The organism is Pseudomonas sp. RGB (assembly GCF_007713445.1).
Classification (GTDB): domain Bacteria; phylum Pseudomonadota; class Gammaproteobacteria; order Pseudomonadales; family Pseudomonadaceae; genus Aquipseudomonas.
On record NZ_VMSH01000001.1, the window covers coordinates 332,517 to 354,417 of the forward strand.

Genomic DNA, 21,901 nt, shown 5'->3' on the forward strand with positions numbered 1-21,901 from the left:
ATCCATTAAAGGTCAGGCGTAAGTTGACGCAGCATCCGCGTCGCGTTGCATCGCCCGCTGTCGACAGGCCGAACCAAAGGCCTGGAAGATCGCGAGGTAGTGCGGGTTAGAGCTTACCTGCCATTCGGGGTGCCATTGCACTCCTAAAGCAAAAGCCTTGCCCGCGGTGTAAGAAAAAGCTTCGATCAACCCATCAGGCGCAGTGGCTTCGACCTGCAAGCCGGGCGCCAGGCGGTCAACGCCCTGGCTGTGAATCGAGTTGACCTGGATCGTCTGCGGCAAACCCAGGCTTGCCAATACCCCATTCGGGGAGATCGCCACGGCGTGCGCCGGGCCGTACTGAACGTCCAGCGGCTGAGTGTCGTCTTCGCGGTGATCCATCATGCCCGGCACTTCATGAACCTTCTGGTGCAGGCTGCCGCCAAACGCCACGTTCATTTCCTGGAACCCACGGCAGATGCCCAGCACCGGCACGCCTGCCGCAATCGCGGCACGCAGCAACGGCAAAGTGGTCTGGTCGCGTGCAGAATCATGAGCAGTCCCGGGCGCGCTGGCCGGACCGTCGTAATGAAAGGGTTCGATATTGGAAGGAGAGCCGGTAAATAGAATGCCATCCAGGCCGTCAAAAATATTGGCCGGGTCGAGCAGATCGCCCAAGGATGGAATGATCAATGGCAAGCCCTTGGCAGCGGTGGCTACTGCACGGACGTATTTGTCGCCACTGATGTGATAAGCATGCAGACCGACCTGTTTGGAGCAGGCGGTGACGCCGATTAACGGCAGGCGAGACATGAAGCACCCCGGTATTATTGCTGTTATGGGTTTGAATCGAGCTTAGCCTTGTTCATTTTTTTACACAACACCCCCGTAAAAAATACAACACGGCCCGCTCAAGCCTGCTAGTCCCAAGCCCTCCAAACCCAAAAAACCGCCCCAAAAAGCCCCAAAAAAGGCCTCATGGCGCTTTTTTAGGGCAAAAAAGGCCTCGCTTGACTTCGGCATGCCGTTCGGGTTGACTGAAACCAGAAAAGATCAATGATTGATATTTTTAACAACAAAGGTGTTGCATCATGTCGGTACCCCCGCGTGCCGTTCAGCTTAACGAAGCGAACGCGTTCCTTAAGGATCATCCTGAGGTTCTGTACGTAGACCTTCTAATTGCGGATATGAATGGTGTGGTGCGCGGCAAGCGCATCGAACGCACCAGCCTCCACAAGGTTTACGAGAAGGGCATTAACCTGCCTGCCTCTTTATTTGCCCTGGATATCAACGGCTCGACGGTGGAAAGCACCGGCCTGGGTCTGGACATCGGTGATGCTGACCGAATCTGTTATCCGATCCCCGACACCCTGTGCAATGAACCCTGGCAAAAGCGCCCCACCGCGCAACTGCTGATGACCATGCACGAACTTGAAGGTGAACCTTTCTTCGCCGATCCTCGCGAAGTACTCCGTCAAGTTGTCAGCAAATTCGACGACCTCGGTCTGACCATCTGCGCCGCCTTCGAGCTTGAGTTCTACCTGATCGACCAGGAGAACGTGAACGGCCGCCCCCAACCACCTCGCTCGCCGATCTCCGGCAAACGCCCGCACTCGACACAGGTCTACCTGATCGACGACCTCGACGAATACGTCGACTGCCTCCAGGACATTCTGGAAGGGGCCAAAGAGCAAGGCATCCCTGCCGACGCCATCGTCAAGGAAAGTGCCCCGGCGCAGTTCGAAGTGAACCTGCACCACGTGGCCGACCCGATCAAGGCTTGCGACTACGCAGTACTGCTCAAGCGCCTGATCAAGAACATCGCCTACGACCATGAGATGGACACTACCTTCATGGCCAAGCCTTACCCAGGCCAGGCAGGCAACGGTTTGCACGTACACATTTCGATCCTGGACAAGGACGGCAAGAACATCTTTGCCAGCGAGGATCCCGAGCAGAACGCCGCATTGCGTCACGCGATCGGCGGTGTGCTCGAGACCCTACCCGCCCAAATGGCGTTCCTGTGCCCTAACGTCAACTCCTACCGTCGTTTCGGCGCACAGTTCTACGTGCCGAACTCGCCGTGCTGGGGCCTGGATAACCGCACCGTGGCGATCCGCGTACCGACCGGCTCGTCCGATGCCGTACGTATCGAACACCGCGTGGCCGGCGCCGACGCCAACCCTTACCTGCTGATGGCTTCGGTCCTGGCAGGCGTGCACCACGGTCTGACCAACAAGATCGAACCGAGCGCACCCGTGGAAGGCAACAGCTACGAGCAGAACGAACAAAGCCTGCCGAACAACCTGCGCGATGCCCTGCGCGAGTTGGACGACAGCGAGGTGATGGCCAAGTACATCGATCCGAAGTACATCGATATCTTCGTTGCCTGTAAGGAAAGTGAGCTGGAGGAGTTTGAACACTCCATCTCCGACCTTGAGTACAACTGGTACTTGCATACCGTGTAAGCGGTTGCGGTATTCAATGCGGTGGGCAAGCTTTCTGTGGCGAGCAGGCTTGCCCTGCGTTGGGCTGCGAAGCGGCCCTAAAACCGGACGCCGAGTTCTTGCTGAAGGAACTCGGCGTTTCTATTGGGGCTGCTTCGCAGCCCAACGCAGGGCAAGCCTGCTCGCCACAACAAAACTGATCCCCAGCCCCCACCTCATCCCAGGTATGGATCATCCACTGGCTCTGCGTACAATGCGCTCTGCCTTGTAGGAGACTTCCATGACTACCCGCCCCGCCGCTCCTCGCAAACCCCGCGCCCGCAGCCAGGCCCGGATCGATGCGATCCTCGACGCCGCCCGCACCTTGCTGGCGACCCAAGGCGTGGCCAGTCTGTCGATCTACAGCGTGGCCGAGCGCGCACAGATTCCACCGTCGTCGGTGTACCACTTCTTTGCCAGCGTGCCGGCGTTGCTGGAAGCCCTGACGGCCGATGTGCACGCGGCGTTTCGGGCGGCGATCCAGGCGCCCATCGAGCACGAGCCACTCAAGCATTGGCGTGACCTGTCCTGCATCGTCGAGCAACGCATGCTCAGCATCTACGACCGTGACGCCGCCGCACGCCAATTGATCCTGGCCCAGCACGGGCTGACCGAAGTGACCCAGGCGGACCGTCAGCATGATCTGGAATTGGGGGATTTGATGCTGGAGGTGTTCAATCGTCACTTCGAAGTGCCGACGTTGCCCACCGATGTGGATGTGTTTGCCCTGGCGCTGGAACTGAGCGACCGCGTTTACGCGCGTTCGGTGCATCAGCACGGGCAGATTACGCCGCGCATGGCCGAGGAAGGAATGCGGGTGTTTGATGCGTATGTGGGGCTTTATTTGCCGGCGTATTTACCCAAGCGGTAAGGCTCGTGGTGACTGGGCCGGCCTCTTCGCGAGCAAGCCCGCTCCCACACTTGACCGAGTTCCAACGCTGGAATGCATTCAAATGTGGGAGCGGGCTTGCTCGCGAAGGCGGCCTCCAGAGCGACGACAATCACAACTTGGCGATCGACACCTCGGTGGACTTAACAAAGGCAATCACTTCGCTGCCAATCACCAACTCCAGTTCTTTGACCGAGCGGGTAGTGATCACGGAGGTCACGATGCCGGACGCCGTCTGCACGTCGATTTCCGACAGTACGTCGCCTTCGACGATTTCCTTGATGGTGCCCTTGAACTGGTTACGCACGTTGATGGCTTTGATAGTCATGATGGTTTTCCTCTATGAGTTATTGGGCCCAACGCAATTGCGTAGGCAGCGGTGAAACAGGTTCGGGTTCCGGCGGCGTGCCGGGCAACGACAGCACACGGTTGAGCACTTCGGCTTCCAGCGCCGCCAGGCGATGTGAGCCCCGGGCGCGTGGGCGCGGCAGGTCGACGATCAGGTCGAGACCGATCTCGCCGTCCTCGATCAGAATCACCCGGTCGGCAATCGCCACGGCTTCGCTGACGTCGTGAGTCACCAGCAACACGGTGAAGCCGTGCTTCTGCCACAGGTTTTCGATCAGTTGCTGCATCTCGATACGGGTCAGGGCATCCAGCGCACCCAGCGGCTCATCCAGCAGCAGCAGGCGCGGCTGGTGAATCAACGCGCGAGCCAGGGCCACACGCTGCTTCTGGCCACCGGACAAGGCCGCCGGCCACTCGTTGGCACGCTCGGCCAGGCCAACCGCTTCCAGCGCTTCAAGCGCCTTGGGACGCCAGTTGCCCTTCAGACCCAGCCCCACGTTGTCGATGATCTTTTTCCACGGCAGCAGGCGCGCTTCCTGGAACATCAACCGCGTGTCTTCAATCGCATCGCCGAGCGGCGCAGAGCCCGCCAGCAGCTCGCCGCCGCTGGCTTTGTCCAGGCCAGCCAGCAAGCGCAGCAAGGTACTTTTGCCGCAGCCGCTGCGCCCCACCACCGCCACGAACTGGCCAGCGGGAATGTGCAGGTCAATCTCTTTAAGTACTTCCCGCGCACCAAAGGCCTTGCGCAATTTGCGCACCGCCAGCGGGATGCCCTTGAGCAGGCGCGGAGGTTGTTGAGCCGTCATGCCGCACCTCCTTTATTCACTTGATAGGCCGGGTGCCAGCGCAGCCACACACGCTCCAGGCCACGCGCGGCCAGGTCGGCCAGCTTGCCGAGGATGGCGTACATGACGATGGCCAACACCACCACGTCGGTTTGCAGAAATTCACGCGCATTCATCGCCAGGTAACCAATGCCGGAGCTGGCCGAGATAGTTTCCGCCACGATCAGCGTCAACCACATAAAGCCCAGGGCAAAGCGCACGCCCACCAGGATCGACGGCAGCGCGCCCGGCAGGATCACCTGACGGAACAGGCTGAAGCCGGACAAGCCGTAGCTGCGCGACATTTCCACCAGCGCCGGGTCGACGTTGCGGATGCCGTGATAGGTGTTCAGGTAAATCGGGAAGAGCGTGCCGAGGGCGACCAGGAAAATCTTCGCGGTCTCGTCAATGCCGAACCACAGGATCACCAGCGGAATCAGTGCCAGGTGCGGCACGTTGCGGATCATCTGCACCGAGCTGTCCAGCAGGCGCTCGCCCCATTTCGACAGGCCGGTGATAAAGCCCAGGGCCAGACCGATGCTGCCACCGATCACAAAACCCAGGCCGGCACGCCAGCCGCTGATGGCCAGGTGTTTCCAGATTTCACCGGTACGCACCAGGTTGACCCCGGCTTCGATCACAGCACTCGGCGCCGGCAGAATGCGCGTCGACAACCAGCCCGCCGATACCGACAGCTGCCACACCGCCAGCAACAGAATCGGCAGCACCCAAGGCGCGACACGATGGCTTAATTTTTCATAGTTCATGACTACGCCTCAGCTCTGCGACGCCGCTTTGGGAAGGATGTCGTTGGCGACCATCTCGCCGAACGGGCTGACGTAACCGGCGCTTTTCGGCAGCTCGGGACGTTCGATATCCAAGTGCGGGAACAGCAGTTCGGCAACCCGATACGACTCTTCCAGGTGTGGATAACCGGAGAAGATGAACGTGTCGATGCCCAGCGCAGCGTATTCATTGACGCGTGCCGCGACGGTCGGGCCATCGCCCACCAGTGCGGTGCCTGCGCCGCCACGTACCAGGCCAACGCCGGCCCACAGGTTGGGGCTGACTTCGAGGTTGTCGCGGTTGCCGCCGTGCAAGGCGGCCATGCGCTGCTGGCCCACGGAGTCGAAGCGTGCGAGAGAAGCCTGGGCACGGGCGATGGTCTCGTCATCCACATGGGAGATCAGTTTGTCCGCGGCTTTCCATGCTTCGTCGTTGGTCTCGCGCACGATCACGTGCAGGCGAATGCCAAAGCGCACGGTGCGCCCGAGCTTCGCGGCCTTGGCGCGCACCTGTTCGATTTTTTCCGCGACCGCCGCCGGTGGTTCGCCCCAGGTCAGGACCATTTCAACCTGTTCGGCTGCCAGGTCCTGGGCCGCTTCGGAAGAACCGCCGAAGTACAGCGGCGGACGCGGTTGCTGGATCGGCGGGTAAAGCAACTTGGCGCCTTTGACGCTGATGTGCTCGCCGTCGTAGTCCACGGTTTCGCCTTCGAGCACGCGGCGCCAGATGCGCGTGAATTCCACCGAGGCCTGGTAGCGCTCTTCGTGGCTGAGGAACAAGCCGTCGCCGGCCAGTTCTTCCGGATCACCGCCGGTGACCAGGTTGAACAGCGCACGGCCGCCGGACAGGCGATCCAGAGTCGCGGCCTGACGCGCGGCCACCGTCGGGGAAATGATCCCGGGGCGCAGTGCGACAAGGAATTTCAAACGCTGAGTCACCGGGATCAGCGAGGCGGCCACCAGCCACGAGTCTTCGCAGGAGCGGCCGGTGGGAATCAGCACACCGCCAAAACCCAGCCGGTCAGCGGCCTGGGCCACTTGCTGCAGATAACCGTGATCGACGGCGCGAGCGCCTTCGGCGGTGCCAAGGTAATGGCCGTCGCCGTGGGTAGGCAGGAACCAGAAAATATTGAGGCTCATGGAGTTGTCTCCTGAAGAAATCGGATTACGGCGCTGTGGCAACGGCGGCGGGTGGCGTCCAGATCACGTCCTTGATGTTCAAGGGTTTGGGGATCAGTTTGAGCTGGTAGAAGCTGTCGGCGATTTTCTGCTGGGCGGCGACCACGTCCGGGGTCAGGAACAGCGCGCCGTAGCCCTGGCGCTTCACCGAGGTCAGGGTGATGTCAGCCGGCAGGCCAAGCAGCGGTGCGACTTGTTCGGTGACTTCCTGCGGGTTGGCCTTGGACCATTCGCCCACTGCGCGCACTTCTTCCACCAACGCCTTGATCACTTCAGGGTGCTGCGTGGCATAGGGCTTGGTGGCCAGGTAGAACTGGTGGTTGTCGGCGATGCCGGTGCCGTCACGCAGGGTGCGCGCCTGCAGTTGTTTCTCGGCGGCAGCCTGGTACGGGTCCCAGATCACCCAGGCGTCGACGCTGCCACGCTCGAACGCGGCGCGGGCATCGGCGGGCGGCAGGAATACGGTCTGCACGTCGGTGTATTTCAGGCCGGCATCTTCCAGCGCACGCACCAGCAGGTAGTGCACGTTGGAGCCTTTATTGAGCACGATTTTCTTGCCCTTGAGCTCGGCCACGGATTTGATCGGCGAGTCTTTCGGTACCAGGATCGCTTCGCTGGTCGGCGCCGGCGGCTCGTAAGCCACGTAGAGCAGATCGGCACCGGCCGCCTGGGCGAAGACCGGCGGGGTTTCGCCGGTAACGCCGAAGTCGATGGAGCCGACGTTCAGGCCTTCGAGCAGTTGCGGGCCACCGGGAAATTCAGTCCATTGCACCTGCACGCCTTGGGCGGCCAGGCGTTTTTCCAGAGTGCCCTTGGCTTTGAGCAGCACCAGCGTGCCGTACTTCTGATAGCCGATCCGCAGGGTTTCGGCGGCTTGGGCTTGAACCATGGCGCCGAAGGACACAGCCGCAACAAACAGTGCGACCAGACCACGACGCAAGATGACAGTGCGCATGGCGCTCTCTCCAAAAATGCGATGAGGGGGTTGGCTGCACCTGCTTGGCCGTTGGCGGCTGAGTAAGGTGAGTACTACAAAATCCGGTGAGGCTTAAATGCTCCAGCGAGCACTCAACAAACGTTCATTCAACACATTGGGGTCCAGCGGTTTCGGGCGACGGGCCATGGCGCTATAGAACGTCTCCAGTGCCTCGTGCAAACGCTGTTCAAGCACGGGCACCAGCTGCGCCTGGGCGCTGCCTTCGGCATAAGCGATCTGGCTGTCCTCGGCAAAAATGCCGTGGAGCAATTCCTGGGCCTTGAGGGCCGACAGCACGGGCTTCAGTGCGTAGTCCACCGCCAGCATGTGCGCGATGCTGCCGCCCGTGGCCATGGGCAATACGATCTTGTGGGCCAGGGCGCGTTCGGGCAGCAGATCCAGCACGGTTTTCAGCGCGCCGGAGAACGAGGCTTTGTACACCGGCGTGGCAATGACCAGGCCGTCGGCGTTGGCGACCTGTTGCAGCAGGTCGATGACCTTTGGGCTGTCGAAGCGCGCATGCAGCAAGTCTTCGGCCGGGAAGTCCCGTATCTGATAACTCACCACTTCCACGCCTTTGTCTTGCAGCCACTGACGGGTTTTTTCCAGCAAGACCCCGGAGCGGGAACGCTGGCTGGGACTGCCTCCAAGTGTTACGACCAGCATGCAGGTATTCCTTGAGCAAGTGTCGGCGGTTCGCTGTGTGGCGATGGCGCCAAGATGGGACAGACCATATCAGGTGATTTATATATCTATAAATCTTATTTTTTCATTTGTTTATTCTATAAATGCATATGCACTTTATAAATCCTGGGGCGAAAAAAAAGGCCGTCGAAACGGCCTGAAAACCCCTGCTATGTGATTCGGCTTTAACTTGAATTCGGTGGTGCATGTACCGGCGCCATCGCGGGCAAGCCCGGCTCCCACAGAGGAATGCGGTCAACTGTGGGAGCCGGGCTTGCCCGCGATGGCGGTGCCAGTCTTAACGGTTGGGCTGTGGGGTAAGGCGCAGGTACGGCTTCACGGCGCGATAGCCCTTGGGAAAGCGCTTCTTGATCTCTTCCTCATCCTTGAGCGACGGCACGATCACCACCTCATCACCGTCCTGCCAGTTGGCGGGCGTGGCCACCTTGTGGTTGTCGGTCAGCTGCAGCGAGTCGATGACCCGCAGGATTTCGTGGAAGTTGCGGCCGGTGCTGGCCGGATAGGTAATCGTCAGGCGGATCTTCTTGTTCGGGTCGATCACGAACAAGGAGCGCACGGTGAGGGTGTCACTGGCGTTCGGGTGGATCAGGTCATACAGGTCCGAGACTTTGCGATCGGCGTCGGCGAGGATCGGGAAGTTGACGACCGTGTTCTGGGTTTCATTGATGTCTTCGATCCACTTGTGGTGCGAGTCCACCGGGTCGACCGACAGGGCAATGGCCTTGACGCCGCGCTTGGCGAATTCGTCCTTGAGCTTGGCGGTAAAGCCAAGCTCTGTGGTGCACACCGGGGTGAAGTCCGCCGGATGGGAAAACAGCACGCCCCAGCTATCGCCCAACCATTCGTGGAAACGAATCTTGCCGGCGCTGGAATCCTGTTCGAAGTCGGGGGCGATGTCGCCCAGTCTTAGGCTCATGGTGTGGCTCCTGGTGAGTGCTTATGGAGCCCACTGTGCATGGGTTGAAGATTATTTAAAAAGAATAAATATCGATTTATTTAGACGATAAACGAATATTAAAAATCAATTCATTGGACGCGGGAAAGGCCGAGGATCAACATCCATCACAAGGTTCGAGAAGGCCTTGAGACGCTGTACAAAGAAGGGATTCAGGAAGGGCTTGCGGGGGTTGAGCCCGACTTGAAAGTAAAGCACCCTGCCCGGCATTGCGCCGGGCAAGGTTTTACGCTCTTACTTGAACGCGTAGCTGTAGCTAACGATTACGCGGTTTTCGTCCTGAGCACGGGTGTTAACCAGATCGGTACGCCACATAGCGTTTTTCCAGGCGACGCCGAGGTTTTTCAGCGGGCCTTCTGGAACAACGTAAGCCAGAGTCAGGTCGCGTTCCCACTCGGTTTTATCACCGGCGGTGGTCTGGATGTTGCTGCCTTTGAGGTAGACAACACCAGCAGTCAGGCCTGGCAGGCCAACCTTGGCGAAGTCATACGCGTAGCGAGCTTGCCAGGTGCGTTCGCCGGCACGGGCAAACTTCTGGATTTGCATGTCGGTGGTGGTGCTGTTCGAAGAGCCATCACCTTGGTTCAGCCAAGGGAAGTCGCTGTCGCCCTTGGTGTACTGGTAGCCACCGCCGAAGGTGTGACCGGCAACCGAGTACAACGCCAGGTAGCTGTACAGATCGTTGTCGACCTTGCCTTTAACCTTGGTGGCGTTGGTCGGGTGATCCGAGTAGTAACCCGAAGTGTAGTAGCCCGCTTCGTTGCCGTTGGCGCCGTTGTCGCGGCTGCGGTAGTAACGCAGGTCACTTTTCAACACGCCAGGACCGATAGCCCAGTTGTGGACCAAGCCCAGGAAGTTCTGCGCGTAAAAGTCTTTCAGCTCGCCGTAGTAGTACGAAGCGGTCAGATCTTTGGTGATTTTGTAGTCAGCACCGGCGTAGTAGAACTTGTTGACGAAGTTGCCAGCGTCATAGTTCGAGCTACCGTTGGCACCCGCCAGCGACAGGCCTTCGTTGTTGCTGGAGTTACGGCCCTTGGAGTGCTCGATCTGACCGGCAGTCAGGGTCAGGTCCTTGATCTCGTTCGAGGAGATCTCGCCACCTTGGAACGTTTGCGGCAGCAGACGACCGTCGTTGGTTTTGATAACCGGGTTGTTTGGCTGCAGGGTGCCGATTTTCAGCACGGTCTGGGAAACCTTGACCTTACCGGTCACACCCAGGCTGGCGAAATCGTTGACCGCTTTGTTGCCATCGCTTGGGAACACGGTGCCGCCAGACGCGGTGCCCGTGTAGTTACCGTGATCGGCACGGCTGGAATCCAGACGTACGCCGTACAGGCCGATAGCGTCAAGACCGAAACCAACGGTCCCTTCGGTGAAGCCGGAGATGAAACGCAGGTCAAAACCTTGGCCCCATTCAGCGTTCTTGCTGCGGGTGTTCGAGGTCGCCGAAGGCTTCAAATCACGGTTGTCGGTGTTGATGTAAAAGTTACGCAGACCCAGTGTTACTTTGCTGTCATCGATGAAACCGGCGGAGTTTGCCTGTTGGGCAATCGCAGCGACAGCCACGGCCAACGCCAATGTTGACTTCTTCATGTACCGCTCCTCTCATTTCTAATTTTTGTATTTCTTAGGTCCTGGGTCTGACGCCCCGGATCCACAGATGCGCGATTAGCGCCAGATAGTGACTATCAAGTCAATCGTAACTTTGTATGTCTACTACCTTCGTCTAACCGCAGTTAATTTGGTCCCTGCAGGGTAATGAGTTTTTCATACACCCAAAAAGAATTGTTTCATTCTTTTTCATACGATCCAGGAATAAGCCTTTCCATGAGGCGAGCCGATCAGCGTAGACCAACCGCTCCATAAGCTAATTCCTAAAGGGTATTTACCAGCCTTTTTTTAGATCGATTAGTGTGGCCGTACTGTTGCATACGTCACACACGATCAAAAAGGCGACGCCATCATGGCCAAAGGCACATCCTCCCGTCAATTTGTTACAGTTTTTGTGTCACTAATACTTTCTTTTGGTGTCAAAGCGGCCGATTTAACCATCGCCTACCAAACCGGCATCGACCCCAGCAAAGTCCCACAGGCCGACGGCCTCTACGAAAAAGCCCTCGGCGAGAAGATTGCCTGGCGCCGTTTCAACAGTGGGCCCGACGTTGTAACCGCGATTGCATCCGGCGATGTGCAGATCGGCAACCTCGGTTCCAGCCCCCTCGCAGCGGCGGCTTCACGCAATCTACCCATCGTGGCCTTTATCGTATCGGCGCAGATCAACGCTTCTGAAGCCCTGGTTGTGCGCAATGGCAGTGGCATCGACAAACCGCAGGACCTGATCGGTAAAACCATCGCTACGCCCTTCGTCTCAACCTCTCATTACAGCCTGCTCGGCGCGCTGAAACATTGGGGGCTGGACACCAAACAAGTCAAAGTAGTGAACCTGCAGCCCGCGGAAATTGCGGCCGCGTGGAAACGTGGCGATATCGACGGCGCGTTCGTGTGGTCACCGGCGCTGGGAGAAATCCGCAAGACCGGAAAAACCCTGACAGACGCAGCCCAGGTGGGCCAGTGGGGTGCGCCGACGTTTGAGGTGTGGGTAGCGCGCAAGGATTTCGCGGAAAAACATCCTGACGCAGTGGCCAAGTTTGCCAAGGTTACGCTGGATGCATTCGCCGACTACGCCGCCCATAAAGACGGCTGGACAGTGGATTCGGAGCCGGTGCAGAAAATCGCCAAACTGACAGGTTCGAATGCGGCCGATATTCCTGAGCTGTTGGCCGGCAGCACCTTCCCGGACGCCCAGGCGCAACAAACCGATGCCCTGCTTAAAGGGGGCACGGCGAAAGCGATTGGGGAAACGGCGAAGTTTTTGAAGGAACAGGGGAAGGTTGAGACGGTGTTGCCGGACTACTCGGCCTTTGTGACCGATAAATTCATCAGCCAATAAGGTAATCAAATGTGGGAGCTGGCTTGCCTGCGATAGCATCACCTCGGTTTATCTGAAAAACCGAGTCGGCTGCATCGCAGGCAAGCCAGCTCCCACATGAGCCAGCTCTTTATCAGGCAGGAAGATCAGGCTTACAGAGCCTTCTCGAAAATCTTCGAGTTACGCTGATAGTTGTACAGCGACGCCCGCGCTGACGGCAGGCGGTCGACGCTGCTCGGCACGAACCCGCGCTCGCGGAACCAGTGTGCGGTTCGCGTGGTGAGCACAAACAGCGTCTTCAAACCCTGCGCCCGCGCACGGGTCTCGATGCGCTCCAGCAACACGTCGCCGCGTGCGCCGTGACGATACTCCGGGTTGACCGCCAGACACGCCAGCTCCCCTGCATCCGAATCCGCGATCTGATACAGCGCCGCACAGGCGATGATCATGCCTTCGCGCTCAACCACGCTGAACTGCTCGATCTCACGCTCCAGCACTTCCCGCGAACGCCGCACCAGAATGCCCTGCTCTTCCAGCGGGCTGATCAGGTCGAGCAAACCGCCCACATCCTCAATCGCCGCCTCGCGCACCTGTTCGAATTGCTCCTGGGCCACCAGCGTACCGCCGCCGTCCCGGGTGAACAGCTCGGTGAGCAACGCGCCATCTTCGGCGTAGCTGACGATATGGCTGCGCCCTACTCCGCCCCGGCACGCTTCGGCGGCGGCGTCCAACAGTTCAGCTTGATAGTTGCTGCCCAGGCGCTGCAGGTGCGCCGGCACTTGCTGCGGACGCAGCTCGCGGACCAGGCGACCATGTTCGTCGATCAGGCCCAGATCGGCGCCAAACAGCAGCAGCTTGTCGGCGCCCAGGTCGATGGCGGCGCGGGTGGCGACGTCTTCGCAGGCCAGGTTGAAGATTTCGCCGGTCGGCGAGTAACCCAACGGCGACAGCAGCACGATGGAGCGCTCGTCCAGCAGGCGGTTGATGCCCTTGCGGTCGACCCGGCGCACTTCGCCGGTGTGGTGGTAATCCACGCCTTCAAGCACTCCGATCGGCCGTGCCGTAACCAGGTTGCCGCTGGCGACGCGCAGGCGCGAGCCCTGCATCGGCGAGGAGGCCATGTCCATCGACAGGCGTGCTTCGATAGCAATGCGCAGGTGGCCGACCGCATCGATCACGCACTCCAGCGTCGCGGCATCCGTGATGCGCAGGCCTTCGTGATAAGCCGGGGTAAGGCCGCGCGCTTCAAGGCGTGCTTCGATTTGTGGGCGCGACCCGTGAACCAATACCAACCGCACACCCAGGCTATGGAGCAGCACCAGGTCGTGGACAATGTTGCCGAAGTTGGGGTGTTCTACACCATCGCCGGGCAGCATGACCACAAAGGTGCAGTCGCGGTGAGCGTTGATGTAGGGCGAAGCGTGACGAAGCCAATTGACGTATTCGGGCATAAAACCTGGGCCTGTAATAAAAAGCAGCCAAAAAAGGATGAAACATAAAAGCGCACAGCGGGCTGATGGTTATCGTCGGAACAGGCTTGGCGACACGCTCGCTCTCCTTATGTACGAATGGGCGGGGGTTAATTTATGCAGGTTTCAGGCAGTAATGGTCGATCAGTTCCCGCAATAGACGCACTGTAGGCGTCAAGCGTGACATTTCGAGGTACTCGCCCGGCTGGTGGGCGCAGGCGATATCGCCAGGGCCAAGCACCAGGGTTTCACAACCAAGGCGCTGAAGATAAGGCGCTTCGGTGCCGAACGCTACTGCTTCGGCACGATGACCGGTCAATCGTTCCGCCACCCGCACCAGTTCGGCGTCTTCGGCCTGCTCGAACGGCGGCACTTCGGGGAACAACGGCGCGTAGTCGATCTTGACTTTATGGCGCTCGGCCAGGGGTTCGAGCTTTTGCCGGATAGCGTCGCGCAGCACCTTGGGGTCCATGCCCGGCAGGGGCCGAAGGTCGAACTCCAGGGAACATTGGCCGCAGATACGGTTGGGGTTGTCGCCGCCGTGGATACAACCGAAGTTCATGGTCGGTTGCGGCACGCTGAATTGCGGGTTGCGGTACTCGCGCTGCCAGGCCAGGCGCAGGCCGCGCAGTTCACCAATGGCATCGTGCATGGCTTCCAGAGCACTGTGGCCCAGGCTTGGGTCTGACGAATGGCCGCTTTGCCCAAGGATGTCGATGCGCTCCATCATCACGCCTTTGTGCAGGCGGATCGGCTTGAGGCCTGTCGGTTCGCCGATCACCGCCGCGCGGCCCAACGGGCGCCCGGCCTCGGCCAGTGCGCGGGCGCCGGACATCGAGCTTTCTTCATCGCAGGTGGCGAGGATCAGCAGCGGTTGTTTGAAGGGTTGATCCAGCAAGGGCAGCACGGCTTCGATGATCAGCGCAAAAAAGCCTTTCATGTCGCAGCTGCCCAGTCCTACCCAACGGCCGTCAACTTCCGTCAACTTGAGCGGATCGGTCTTCCACAGCGCGGCGTCGTAGGGAACGGTATCGCTATGCCCGGCCAGCACCAGACCGCCGGGGCCACTGCCGAAACTGGCGAGCAGGTTGAATTTGCCCGGGCTGACTTGCTGGATGTCGATGGCAAAACCCAGATCGCCCAGCCAACCCGCGAGCAGATCGATCACCGGGCGGTTGGTCTGATCGAGAGACGCTTGGGTGCAACTGACCGACGGCGCGGCAATCAATGCGGCGAATTGCTCTTTCATGGACGGTAACGGCATGCGCGGCCTCTCAACTTCCCGGATGAGCCCCACTATAGAACCATCTGCACGCCACAATAAACCGTTGCGGCGCGTTGCCGGGCTCAGTCCTGTACACTGCACGACCTTGGCAGCCACTCTTTTCCCCGGCTGCGCTCCCGATCCTGGATTTTCCGGCCATGCAGAAAGAAACCGAAATCAAGCTCCGCGTCAGCCGCGAAACACTCGCCGCGCTGCGTGAGCACCCGCTACTGAAAAAACGCAACAAAAGTGGCTGGGAACGCCGTGAGTTGATGAACCAATACTTCGACACCCCCGAGCGCGACCTGGCTCAGGCCAAAGTCGCCCTGCGTTTGCGCGAGGACGGTGACGAAATCATCCAGACCCTCAAGACCCGTGGCCAAAGCGTCGCCGGCTTGTCGGAACGCAACGAGTACAACTGGGACCTGCCCAAAGCCAAGCTCGACGTGAAGAAACTCGACGGCGAATGCTGGCCCGAGCAACTGGCCGAGTTGGACAAAAAGACCCTCAAGCCGATTTTCACCACCGATTTTGTGCGCGAACGTGCCGAAATCGCCTGGGGCCGTGGCAAGGCCAAGGTCGTGATCGAAGCCGCTCTGGACCTGGGCCACGTCGTGGTCGGCAAGCAGAAAGAAGAAATCTGCGAGCTGGAACTGGAACTGCGCGAAGGTGAACCGGCCGCCCTGCTGGAACTGGCCGCCGAACTGGCCGCCACTCTGGCGCTGATGCCGTGCGATATCAGCAAGGCCGAGCGCGGCTACCGTCTGTATGACGCCAGCAGCTACTCGCTGAGCCTGCCCGCGCCGCAGATCCACGCCGAAATGCCGCTGGACGACGCCTTCGCCGCGATCATGTGGCACCTGTTGGGCAGCAGCCAGCGCCTGGCCGAGCAATATCGCTTCAATGGCCACTGGCGCTTGCTGCAGGACTGGGTCGAAAACCTCGGTGAACTGCGCGCGCTGATCGGCAGCCTCGGTCAGGCCGCCCCGCGTCAATCCACCAGCGAGCTGCGCAGCGCACTCGATGCATTGCTGGAAGACTGGCGCCCACTGGTGCAGGCCGGTGACGACGATGAAGACATCCGCAAAGCCGCACCTGAACAGTTTGTTGAAGAACTGCAAGACGTGCGCTGGGGCTTGTTCTCGCTGAACACCTCGCGCTGGCTGCTGGCCCGCACCTGGACCGCCGACCGCAACGTACGTGGCAACCGCCAGGGCGCTGCGCAAATCACCAACTGGCTGCCGCGCCTGCTGGCTGACGACGCCGTTGCCCTGCAACTGCAACGTTACCAGCAACAACCGGAAGACCTGGCCGAGCAGCTGCCGCGCATTGAACGCATCCAGGCCTGGCTGCACCACGCGCGTCAGGTGGTGGACATTCCGGAACTGGACCGTTTGTACGGCGAGCTGAACAAGCTGGCGGTACTGGCTAATCAGCCGATTACCGACGAGTCGCTGGATGCGCGTATGCATCAGGCGATTGCGGTGTATCAGAACCGTGCATGGAAGACGTTGCTGCGTCTGTAATACCAGGCAACTCGGTCAAATGTGGGAGCGGGCTTGTGCGCTCCCACAGTCAGCGCAACACTGGCAGGCTGGTGGTGGACTTGATCTCCGACAGGGCCACAATCGAATTCACCTCCTGAATCCCCGGTACCATCGACAGCTTCTCGAAGAAAAACCGCTCATACGCCTCGATGTCAGAGGTAACGATGCGCAGCAGAAAATCCACCGCCCCCATCAGCACATAGCACTCCAGGACTTCTGGAAACCCGCGAATCGCTTCGGTGAATTCGGTGAAGTTGGACCGTCCGTGAGCATTGAGCTTGACCTCGGCAAAAATCTGCGTGTTGAGGCCGATCTTCTTGCGGTCCAGCAGCGTGACCTGCGCGCGAATCACACCCTCCTCTTTAAGCCTTTGAATACGCCGCCAGCATGGCGATTGCGAGAGACCCACCTGCTCGGCGATCTGCGCGCTGGAAAGCGAGGCGTCCTCTTGCAGCAGGGCCAGAATGCGGCGGTCGTAGGCGTCCAACTCACTGTGCATAAAAATACCTATGAAGGCGCTAAGGCTGAATTACTTGAGTCGTTTTTTCACCAATATGGCGCATCTTAGACAAGAAATCTCCGCGTGCGAATGTAAAAATTTCTCCAGTCGAATCTGGAGAGTCAGCATGCACGCCGTCGAAACCACCTGCCCCGCTACGCGTCTCGATGCATGGGCCGTCAACAGCGCCCACTGCCAAGCGCATTATCAGATCACCGCCGAGGCAGAACCGGACTTGCTGTGCCGGGTACTGAATTACTTCGCGTTGCAGTTCCTGACGCCGCAACAGGTCAATGTGAGCCGTGACGACGACCTGCTGAACATTGATATCGTGATGAACGGCCTGAGCTGGCATCGCGCCCAGGTGATCGGTGAAAAGATTCGAAACCTGATCAGCGTGTGCTCGCTGGAGGTGTGGCAGGCTGATTCCGTGCGGCCTCAAGCGGTGGCGGCGGCCAATCAGTAAAAACCTGCAATACACCCTGAGCGGTGGGCGTTCAGAGGATGGCTAGCCTGAGATTAGGCCCGCCGTCACTCAGGAATTCTTCATGCTCGCCGCCTTGCACGATCATCGATTGGAACTGCATCAACTGTTACCTGCATTGGTCGAGCAGGGGCTGATTACAGCGGACGAGGCGCAAAGGTCAGCGAAAGCACCCGCCACTCGACATCCGTTGGAAAGCATCGCGGCTGAAGGGCCTTGCCTCGAAACGTTGACTCAATGGCTTGCCGGGCATGTCGGGCAACCTTATCTGCGTATCGACCCGCTGAAGATCGACGTGGCGGCGGTGGTGCCGTTGATGTCCCACGCGTTCGCGCAGCGCCACGCCATCCTCGCGGTGGCGGTGGATGCGCAGACCGTCACCGTCGCCAGCGCCCAGCCGCATATCCGTGGATGGGAGGCCGGTTTGGCACAGGTGCTCAAGCGCTCGATCAGGCGCGTGGTCGCCAACCCCCGAGAGATTCAGCGCTGTATCGGTGACTTCTACCGGCTGGCCAAGTCCGTCAGCGGTGCCGATCAAAAAGTTGCGGTGGCTGGCAACTTCGAACTGCTCAACCTCGGCACCGGTGATCAGGAGCCGGACGCCAATGACGCGCATATCGTCAACATCGTCGACTGGCTGTTGCAGTACGCCTTCGGCCAGCGAGCCAGTGACATCCATATCGAACCCTGTCGCGACCAGGGCCGCGTGCGTTTTCGCATCGACGGGCTGCTGCATGACGTCTATCAGTTTCCACCCCAGGTCACCATGGCGGTGGTCAGCCGCCTGAAAAGTCTGGGCCGTATGAATGTGGCGGAAAAACGCAAACCCCAGGACGGCCGGGTCAAGACCAAGAGCCCGGCGGGCATCGAAGTGGAGTTGCGCCTCTCCACACTGCCGACAGCGTTTGGCGAAAAACTGGTGATGCGGATTTTCGACCCGCACGTCTTGCTCAAGGATTTTGACCAGTTGGGTTTGTCTGCCGATGACCAGCAACGCTGGCATGCCATGGCCGGCCAGGCCAACGGCATCATCCTGGTCACCGGGCCTACCGGCTCAGGCAAGACCAGCACGCTCTACGCCACGCTCAAGCAACTGGCGACCCGCGAGGTCAACCTGTGCACAGTGGAAGACCCGATAGAAATGGTGGAACCCGCCTTTAACCAGATGCAGGTGCAGCACAACATCGACCTGACCTTCGCCAGCGGTGTTCGCGCACTGCTGCGCCAAGACCCGGACATCATCATGATCGGTGAGATTCGCGATCAGGAAACGGCAGAAATGGCCATCCAGGCCGCGCTCACCGGGCACCTGGTGCTATCGACCCTGCACACCAACGATGCACCCAGCGCTATCAGCCGTTTGCAGGAACTTGGCATTGCTCATTATTTGATCAAAGCTACGCTGATAGGTGTGATGGCGCAGCGCTTGGTGCGGCTTTTGTGCCCTCACTGCAAACGTGGGGTGACTGGGCACGGCAATACCCATGAAGCGGTCGGCTGCGCGGACTGCCGTGATAGCGGTTATCGAGGCCGCGCCGGGCTCTACGAAATCATGGTGATGGACGAGAAGCTCAAGGCGCTGATCACACCGGGCGCCGACGTGCAGGCCTTACGTCGGGCATCGCGGAGCCAAGGCATGCGCAGACTGCGGATGAGCGGCATCGACAAAGTGAATGCCGGGCTGACAACGATGGCAGAAGTATTACGGGTAACGCCTGGGGATTCAGAAACAAATGATTTGCTTGTTGCCCGCTGAAACCGTCCTTATCCGTGACCAGACCGTTACAATCGGCCGCACGTCGCTTCACTGACACCATCAGATAGGGAATCGCTATGCAGATCGGAACCGTACTGCTTCTTTTCGTCGGGTTGGCCGTGGCCATCCTTTTCATGGGCTTCAAGGTGGTGCCTCAGGGTTACCAGTGGACGGTCGAGCGTTTCGGCCGCTACACCAACACCCTTAAACCTGGCCTCAACATCATCATCCCGGTCATGGATCGCATCGGTCGCAAGATCAACGTGATGGAAAGCGTGCTGGATATCCCGCCCCAGGAAGTGATCACCGCCGACAACGCCACCGTGCAGATCGACGCCGTGTGCTTCTTCCAGGTAGTCAACACCGCCCAGGCCGCCTACGAGGTCAATAACCTCGAGCATGCCATCCGTAACCTGCTGCAAACCAATATCCGTACCGTGCTCGGCTCCATGGAGCTGGACGCGATGCTTAGCCAGCGTGACGGCATCAACGAAAAGCTGCTGCGCACCGTGGACGAAGCCACGGCGCCGTGGGGCATCAAGATCACCCGGATCGAGATCAAGGACATCAGCCCACCCGCCGACCTGATGGCCGCCATGTCCGGCCAGATGAAAGCCGAGCGGATCAAGCGTGCGCAGATCCTGGAGGCCGAAGGCCTGCGGGCATCGGCGATCCTGACCGCCGAAGGCAAGAAGCAGGCGCAGATCCTTGAAGCCGAAGGTGGACGCCAGGCAGCCTTCCTCGAATCCGAAGCCCGTGAACGCCAGGCAGAAGCAGAGGCCCGTGCGACCCAGGTGGTATCCGAAGCAATCGCCACCGGTAACGTGCAGGCCATCAATTACTTCGTGGCGCAAAAATACATCGATGCATTGGGCAAGCTGGCGTCGGCCAACAACAGCAAAGTCATCCTGATGCCGCTGGAAGCCAGCCAGGTGATTGGCGCCGTCGGTGGGATCGGCGAAATCGTCAAGGCAACGTTCGACAACAAGAAAGGCTGAGGCGATCGCCATGTGGGATTTCCTGCAGCATCTGTCGTTCTGGGATTGGTTGGCACTGGGTACGGTGCTGTTGATTCTTGAAGTATTCGGCGCCGGTGGCTACCTGCTGTGGATGGGGATTGCTGCCGCTGCTGTGGGCGTGATCAAGTTTTTGATCCCACCGCTCGGGCTGGAATGGCAGCTGCTGCTATTCGCCGTGTTGTCGATCCTCACAGCGGTGTACTGGTGGAAGCGCCAGCGCAGCAGCGCCAAAGTCAGCGATCAGCCGAGGCTGAATATGCGCGGCTCGGAATTGATAGGGCGCACCTTTGTGGTGCATCAAGCCATCGTCGATGGTCGAGGCAAGATAAAAGTCGGCGATGGCGTGTGGATGGCAACCGGGCCGGACAGCCCCGTGGGCGCTCAAGTACGTGTCATTGGTCAGGATGGCGTGGTTTTACAGGTCGAAACTGTTTAGTCAGTGATGGAACTCGCCTGGGTTATCTACAATCAAACTGTTCAGATAACCCACCCGGAGTCACCCACCATGCGTCTCAAATATGCTGTCGCGACCCTCGCTGTGCTTTCCCTACCTGTCGGTTCAGCCATGGCCGACAGCTTCTGGCGCAATGTCATCTCGTCGGGCGCCACGACTGGCTCGACGTACCTGACCTTCAAGGACCACAAGCTGGTGGTCGCCGCCCAAGACGACGCCGGTAGCTTTGTCGCCAGCGACGGCGGCATCCGCGGCCCGTACCTGGAAGCTGCCATGCAGAAAGTTCGCGCCGACAACCCTGGCCTGCAGGCCACGGACATGGAGTTGGCTAACGCCATCCTCGCGAAAAATGCTGTGACCGAATAATACCTGCCCATAAAAAATGCCGCTTTTTAAGCGGCATTTTTTATGCCTGTTTCTCTACGATCTCCGCCGCCGCCCAGACCTTCTGCTTTTTCCCGTTGAAAGCGGAAAACTCCTGCCGAACACAAAAGTACCAAGCGCCACACTGAGATTCTCTTAGTTAAAGTGAATCCTCTCCCATGCAAAAACTTGCTTACGCTTTGGCTCTCTCTGCGTTAGCTGCACCCTTGGCTCAAGCCGAAAATTGGTACGGGTCGGCAAAGCTCAACAGTGCCCGTCAGAACCTCTCCAGTGCGCAATTGACCAGCCCACGCGTCACTGATCGCGTGGAGGCCCCTGACAGTAACAAGGCGTTCACTGGGTCATTGGCTTTAGGTTACGCCTTTGCCGATGGCTGGCGCCTGGAAGGGGAATACACCACGCGCAGCAGCTCGACGTTCGACTCCTATTGGGCCCCCTTCAATTCCAACGTTAACCGCCTGGAGGTCGACAGCCAGCGCGTGATGCTCAACGGCTATAAAAATATCCCGGTCAATGACTGGCTGTCGTTCTACGCAATGGCCGGTATCGGCATGGCGCAAATCGATGCCGCGGGGTACCAGAGCAATGCTACTCGCCAGTTCGCCAGTAACCGTCACTACAACTTTGCCTACAGCGCAGGCTTGGGCCTGGAGGCCAAGGTCAGCGAAAAGGTCACTCTGGGCACAGGTTGGCGTTACGTGGACATGGGCAAGGTCGAAACCGGCTACAACACCTTCGCTAACCGGATAAACGCCCGCGATGAACAGCTCAAGGGCAAACTCAAAGAGCAGAATGTGTTTCTTGAAGCGCGCGTTTCATTCTGACCTGCAACAGAAAATGCCGCTGATAAGCGGCATTTTTTATGCGCAACATGACAATTCGTTCACCGACGACAGGCTATATTCAGTCGAGCCGTGCAACCATGCGGTACTGATACCTCTATTACTCATCGCCTATCTGAAACGGATGC

General features: G+C 59.4%; 22 protein-coding genes. 10 read left to right on the forward strand and 12 right to left on the reverse strand.

The features are described from left to right. Window positions 1-12: 12 nt before the first annotated feature. Window positions 13-792, reverse strand: a complete 780-nt coding sequence (locus tag FPT15_RS01565; protein WP_145157893.1) for a gamma-glutamyl-gamma-aminobutyrate hydrolase family protein — start codon at window positions 790-792, stop codon at window positions 13-15. A gap of 278 nt (window positions 793-1,070) precedes the next feature. Between FPT15_RS01565 and FPT15_RS01570 the strand changes: the two genes are divergently transcribed. Both FPT15_RS01570 and FPT15_RS01580 read left to right on the forward strand, forming a co-directional pair. Next, on the forward strand, window positions 1,071-2,447 hold the full coding sequence (locus tag FPT15_RS01570) for a glutamine synthetase family protein (RefSeq protein ID WP_145157896.1): 1,377 nt from the start codon (window positions 1,071-1,073) through the stop codon (window positions 2,445-2,447). 259 nt (window positions 2,448-2,706) lie between these two features. Next, window positions 2,707-3,336, forward strand: coding sequence for a TetR/AcrR family transcriptional regulator (locus FPT15_RS01580; protein WP_145157898.1), 630 nt, complete (start codon window positions 2,707-2,709; stop codon window positions 3,334-3,336). 130 nt (window positions 3,337-3,466) lie between these two features. Here the strand turns inward: FPT15_RS01580 and FPT15_RS01590 are convergent, their stop codons facing one another. The 8 genes from FPT15_RS01590 to FPT15_RS01625 form a co-directional block, all read right to left on the reverse strand. Beyond that, on the reverse strand, window positions 3,467-3,682 hold the full coding sequence (locus FPT15_RS01590; protein WP_003213899.1) for a molybdopterin-binding protein: 216 nt from the start codon (window positions 3,680-3,682) through the stop codon (window positions 3,467-3,469). Between the two features lie 19 nt (window positions 3,683-3,701). Further along, a complete protein-coding gene (gene ssuB / locus FPT15_RS01595) occupies window positions 3,702-4,508 on the reverse strand; it encodes an aliphatic sulfonates ABC transporter ATP-binding protein (RefSeq protein WP_106575750.1) in 807 nt (268 codons plus the stop codon). Beyond that, window positions 4,505-5,293, reverse strand: a complete 789-nt coding sequence (gene ssuC / locus FPT15_RS01600) for an aliphatic sulfonate ABC transporter permease SsuC (protein WP_145157904.1) — start codon at window positions 5,291-5,293, stop codon at window positions 4,505-4,507. Before ssuC ends, ssuB begins: the two co-directional genes overlap by 4 nt. A gap of 9 nt (window positions 5,294-5,302) precedes the next feature. Continuing rightward, on the reverse strand, window positions 5,303-6,451 hold the full coding sequence (gene ssuD / locus FPT15_RS01605) for an FMNH2-dependent alkanesulfonate monooxygenase (protein WP_145157907.1): 1,149 nt from the start codon (window positions 6,449-6,451) through the stop codon (window positions 5,303-5,305). Window positions 6,452-6,476: 25 nt separating this feature from the next. Then, on the reverse strand, window positions 6,477-7,445 hold the full coding sequence (locus FPT15_RS01610) for a sulfonate ABC transporter substrate-binding protein (protein ID WP_119737339.1): 969 nt from the start codon (window positions 7,443-7,445) through the stop codon (window positions 6,477-6,479). 93 nt (window positions 7,446-7,538) lie between these two features. Next, window positions 7,539-8,132: an NADPH-dependent FMN reductase gene (ssuE, locus tag FPT15_RS01615; protein ID WP_106575754.1), complete on the reverse strand. Its 594-nt coding sequence runs from the start codon at window positions 8,130-8,132 to the stop codon at window positions 7,539-7,541. 316 nt (window positions 8,133-8,448) lie between these two features. Continuing rightward, a complete protein-coding gene (locus FPT15_RS01620; protein ID WP_003195267.1) occupies window positions 8,449-9,087 on the reverse strand; it encodes a peroxiredoxin in 639 nt (212 codons plus the stop codon). Window positions 9,088-9,360: 273 nt separating this feature from the next. Then, window positions 9,361-10,719 carry an OprD family porin gene (locus FPT15_RS01625; RefSeq protein ID WP_145157909.1) on the reverse strand — a complete coding sequence of 453 codons (1,359 nt, stop codon included), beginning with the start codon at window positions 10,717-10,719 and terminating at the stop codon, window positions 9,361-9,363. Between the two features lie 370 nt (window positions 10,720-11,089). On the opposite strand from FPT15_RS01625, the gene tauA reads away from it, so the two are divergent. Further along, a complete protein-coding gene (gene tauA, locus FPT15_RS01630; protein ID WP_145157912.1) occupies window positions 11,090-12,076 on the forward strand; it encodes a taurine ABC transporter substrate-binding protein in 987 nt (328 codons plus the stop codon). 131 nt (window positions 12,077-12,207) lie between these two features. Here the strand turns inward: tauA and argA are convergent, their stop codons facing one another. Beyond that, entirely contained in the window at window positions 12,208-13,506 is a 1,299-nt protein-coding gene (argA, locus tag FPT15_RS01635; protein WP_119737335.1) for an amino-acid N-acetyltransferase, read from the reverse strand. Between the two features lie 133 nt (window positions 13,507-13,639). After that, entirely contained in the window at window positions 13,640-14,788 is a 1,149-nt protein-coding gene (argE, locus tag FPT15_RS01640) for an acetylornithine deacetylase (RefSeq protein ID WP_145157914.1), read from the reverse strand. 158 nt (window positions 14,789-14,946) lie between these two features. On the opposite strand from argE, the gene FPT15_RS01645 reads away from it, so the two are divergent. Then, entirely contained in the window at window positions 14,947-16,314 is a 1,368-nt protein-coding gene (locus FPT15_RS01645) for an inorganic triphosphatase (protein ID WP_145157917.1), read from the forward strand. 49 nt (window positions 16,315-16,363) lie between these two features. On the opposite strand, the gene FPT15_RS01650 is transcribed toward FPT15_RS01645, so the two are convergent. After that, the gene (locus FPT15_RS01650; protein ID WP_145157919.1) at window positions 16,364-16,834 is read right to left on the reverse strand and encodes an Lrp/AsnC family transcriptional regulator; all 471 of its coding nucleotides are present in this window, start codon (window positions 16,832-16,834) and stop codon (window positions 16,364-16,366) included. A 127-nt stretch (window positions 16,835-16,961) separates the two neighbouring features. On the opposite strand from FPT15_RS01650, the gene FPT15_RS01655 reads away from it, so the two are divergent. The 6 genes from FPT15_RS01655 to FPT15_RS01680 all read left to right on the forward strand — a co-directional run bounded on the left by FPT15_RS01655 (window position 16,962) and on the right by FPT15_RS01680 (window position 21,755). Then, complete coding sequence (locus FPT15_RS01655; RefSeq protein WP_145157922.1) at window positions 16,962-17,300, forward strand: hypothetical protein; 339 nt, start codon at window positions 16,962-16,964, stop codon at window positions 17,298-17,300. 82 nt (window positions 17,301-17,382) lie between these two features. Beyond that, on the forward strand, window positions 17,383-19,074 hold the full coding sequence (locus tag FPT15_RS01660; RefSeq protein ID WP_145157925.1) for a GspE/PulE family protein: 1,692 nt from the start codon (window positions 17,383-17,385) through the stop codon (window positions 19,072-19,074). Between the two features lie 77 nt (window positions 19,075-19,151). After that, entirely contained in the window at window positions 19,152-20,072 is a 921-nt protein-coding gene (locus FPT15_RS01665; RefSeq protein ID WP_024077991.1) for an SPFH domain-containing protein, read from the forward strand. A gap of 10 nt (window positions 20,073-20,082) precedes the next feature. Beyond that, window positions 20,083-20,529, forward strand: coding sequence for an NfeD family protein (locus FPT15_RS01670; protein WP_145157927.1), 447 nt, complete (start codon window positions 20,083-20,085; stop codon window positions 20,527-20,529). 69 nt (window positions 20,530-20,598) lie between these two features. Continuing rightward, window positions 20,599-20,913 (forward strand): DUF2388 domain-containing protein, encoded by a 315-nt coding sequence (locus FPT15_RS01675; RefSeq protein ID WP_003176799.1) that lies wholly within the window; start codon window positions 20,599-20,601, stop codon window positions 20,911-20,913. Window positions 20,914-21,089: 176 nt separating this feature from the next. Next, the gene (locus FPT15_RS01680; RefSeq protein WP_145157930.1) at window positions 21,090-21,755 is read left to right on the forward strand and encodes an outer membrane protein; all 666 of its coding nucleotides are present in this window, start codon (window positions 21,090-21,092) and stop codon (window positions 21,753-21,755) included. Window positions 21,756-21,901: the final 146 nt, after the last annotated feature.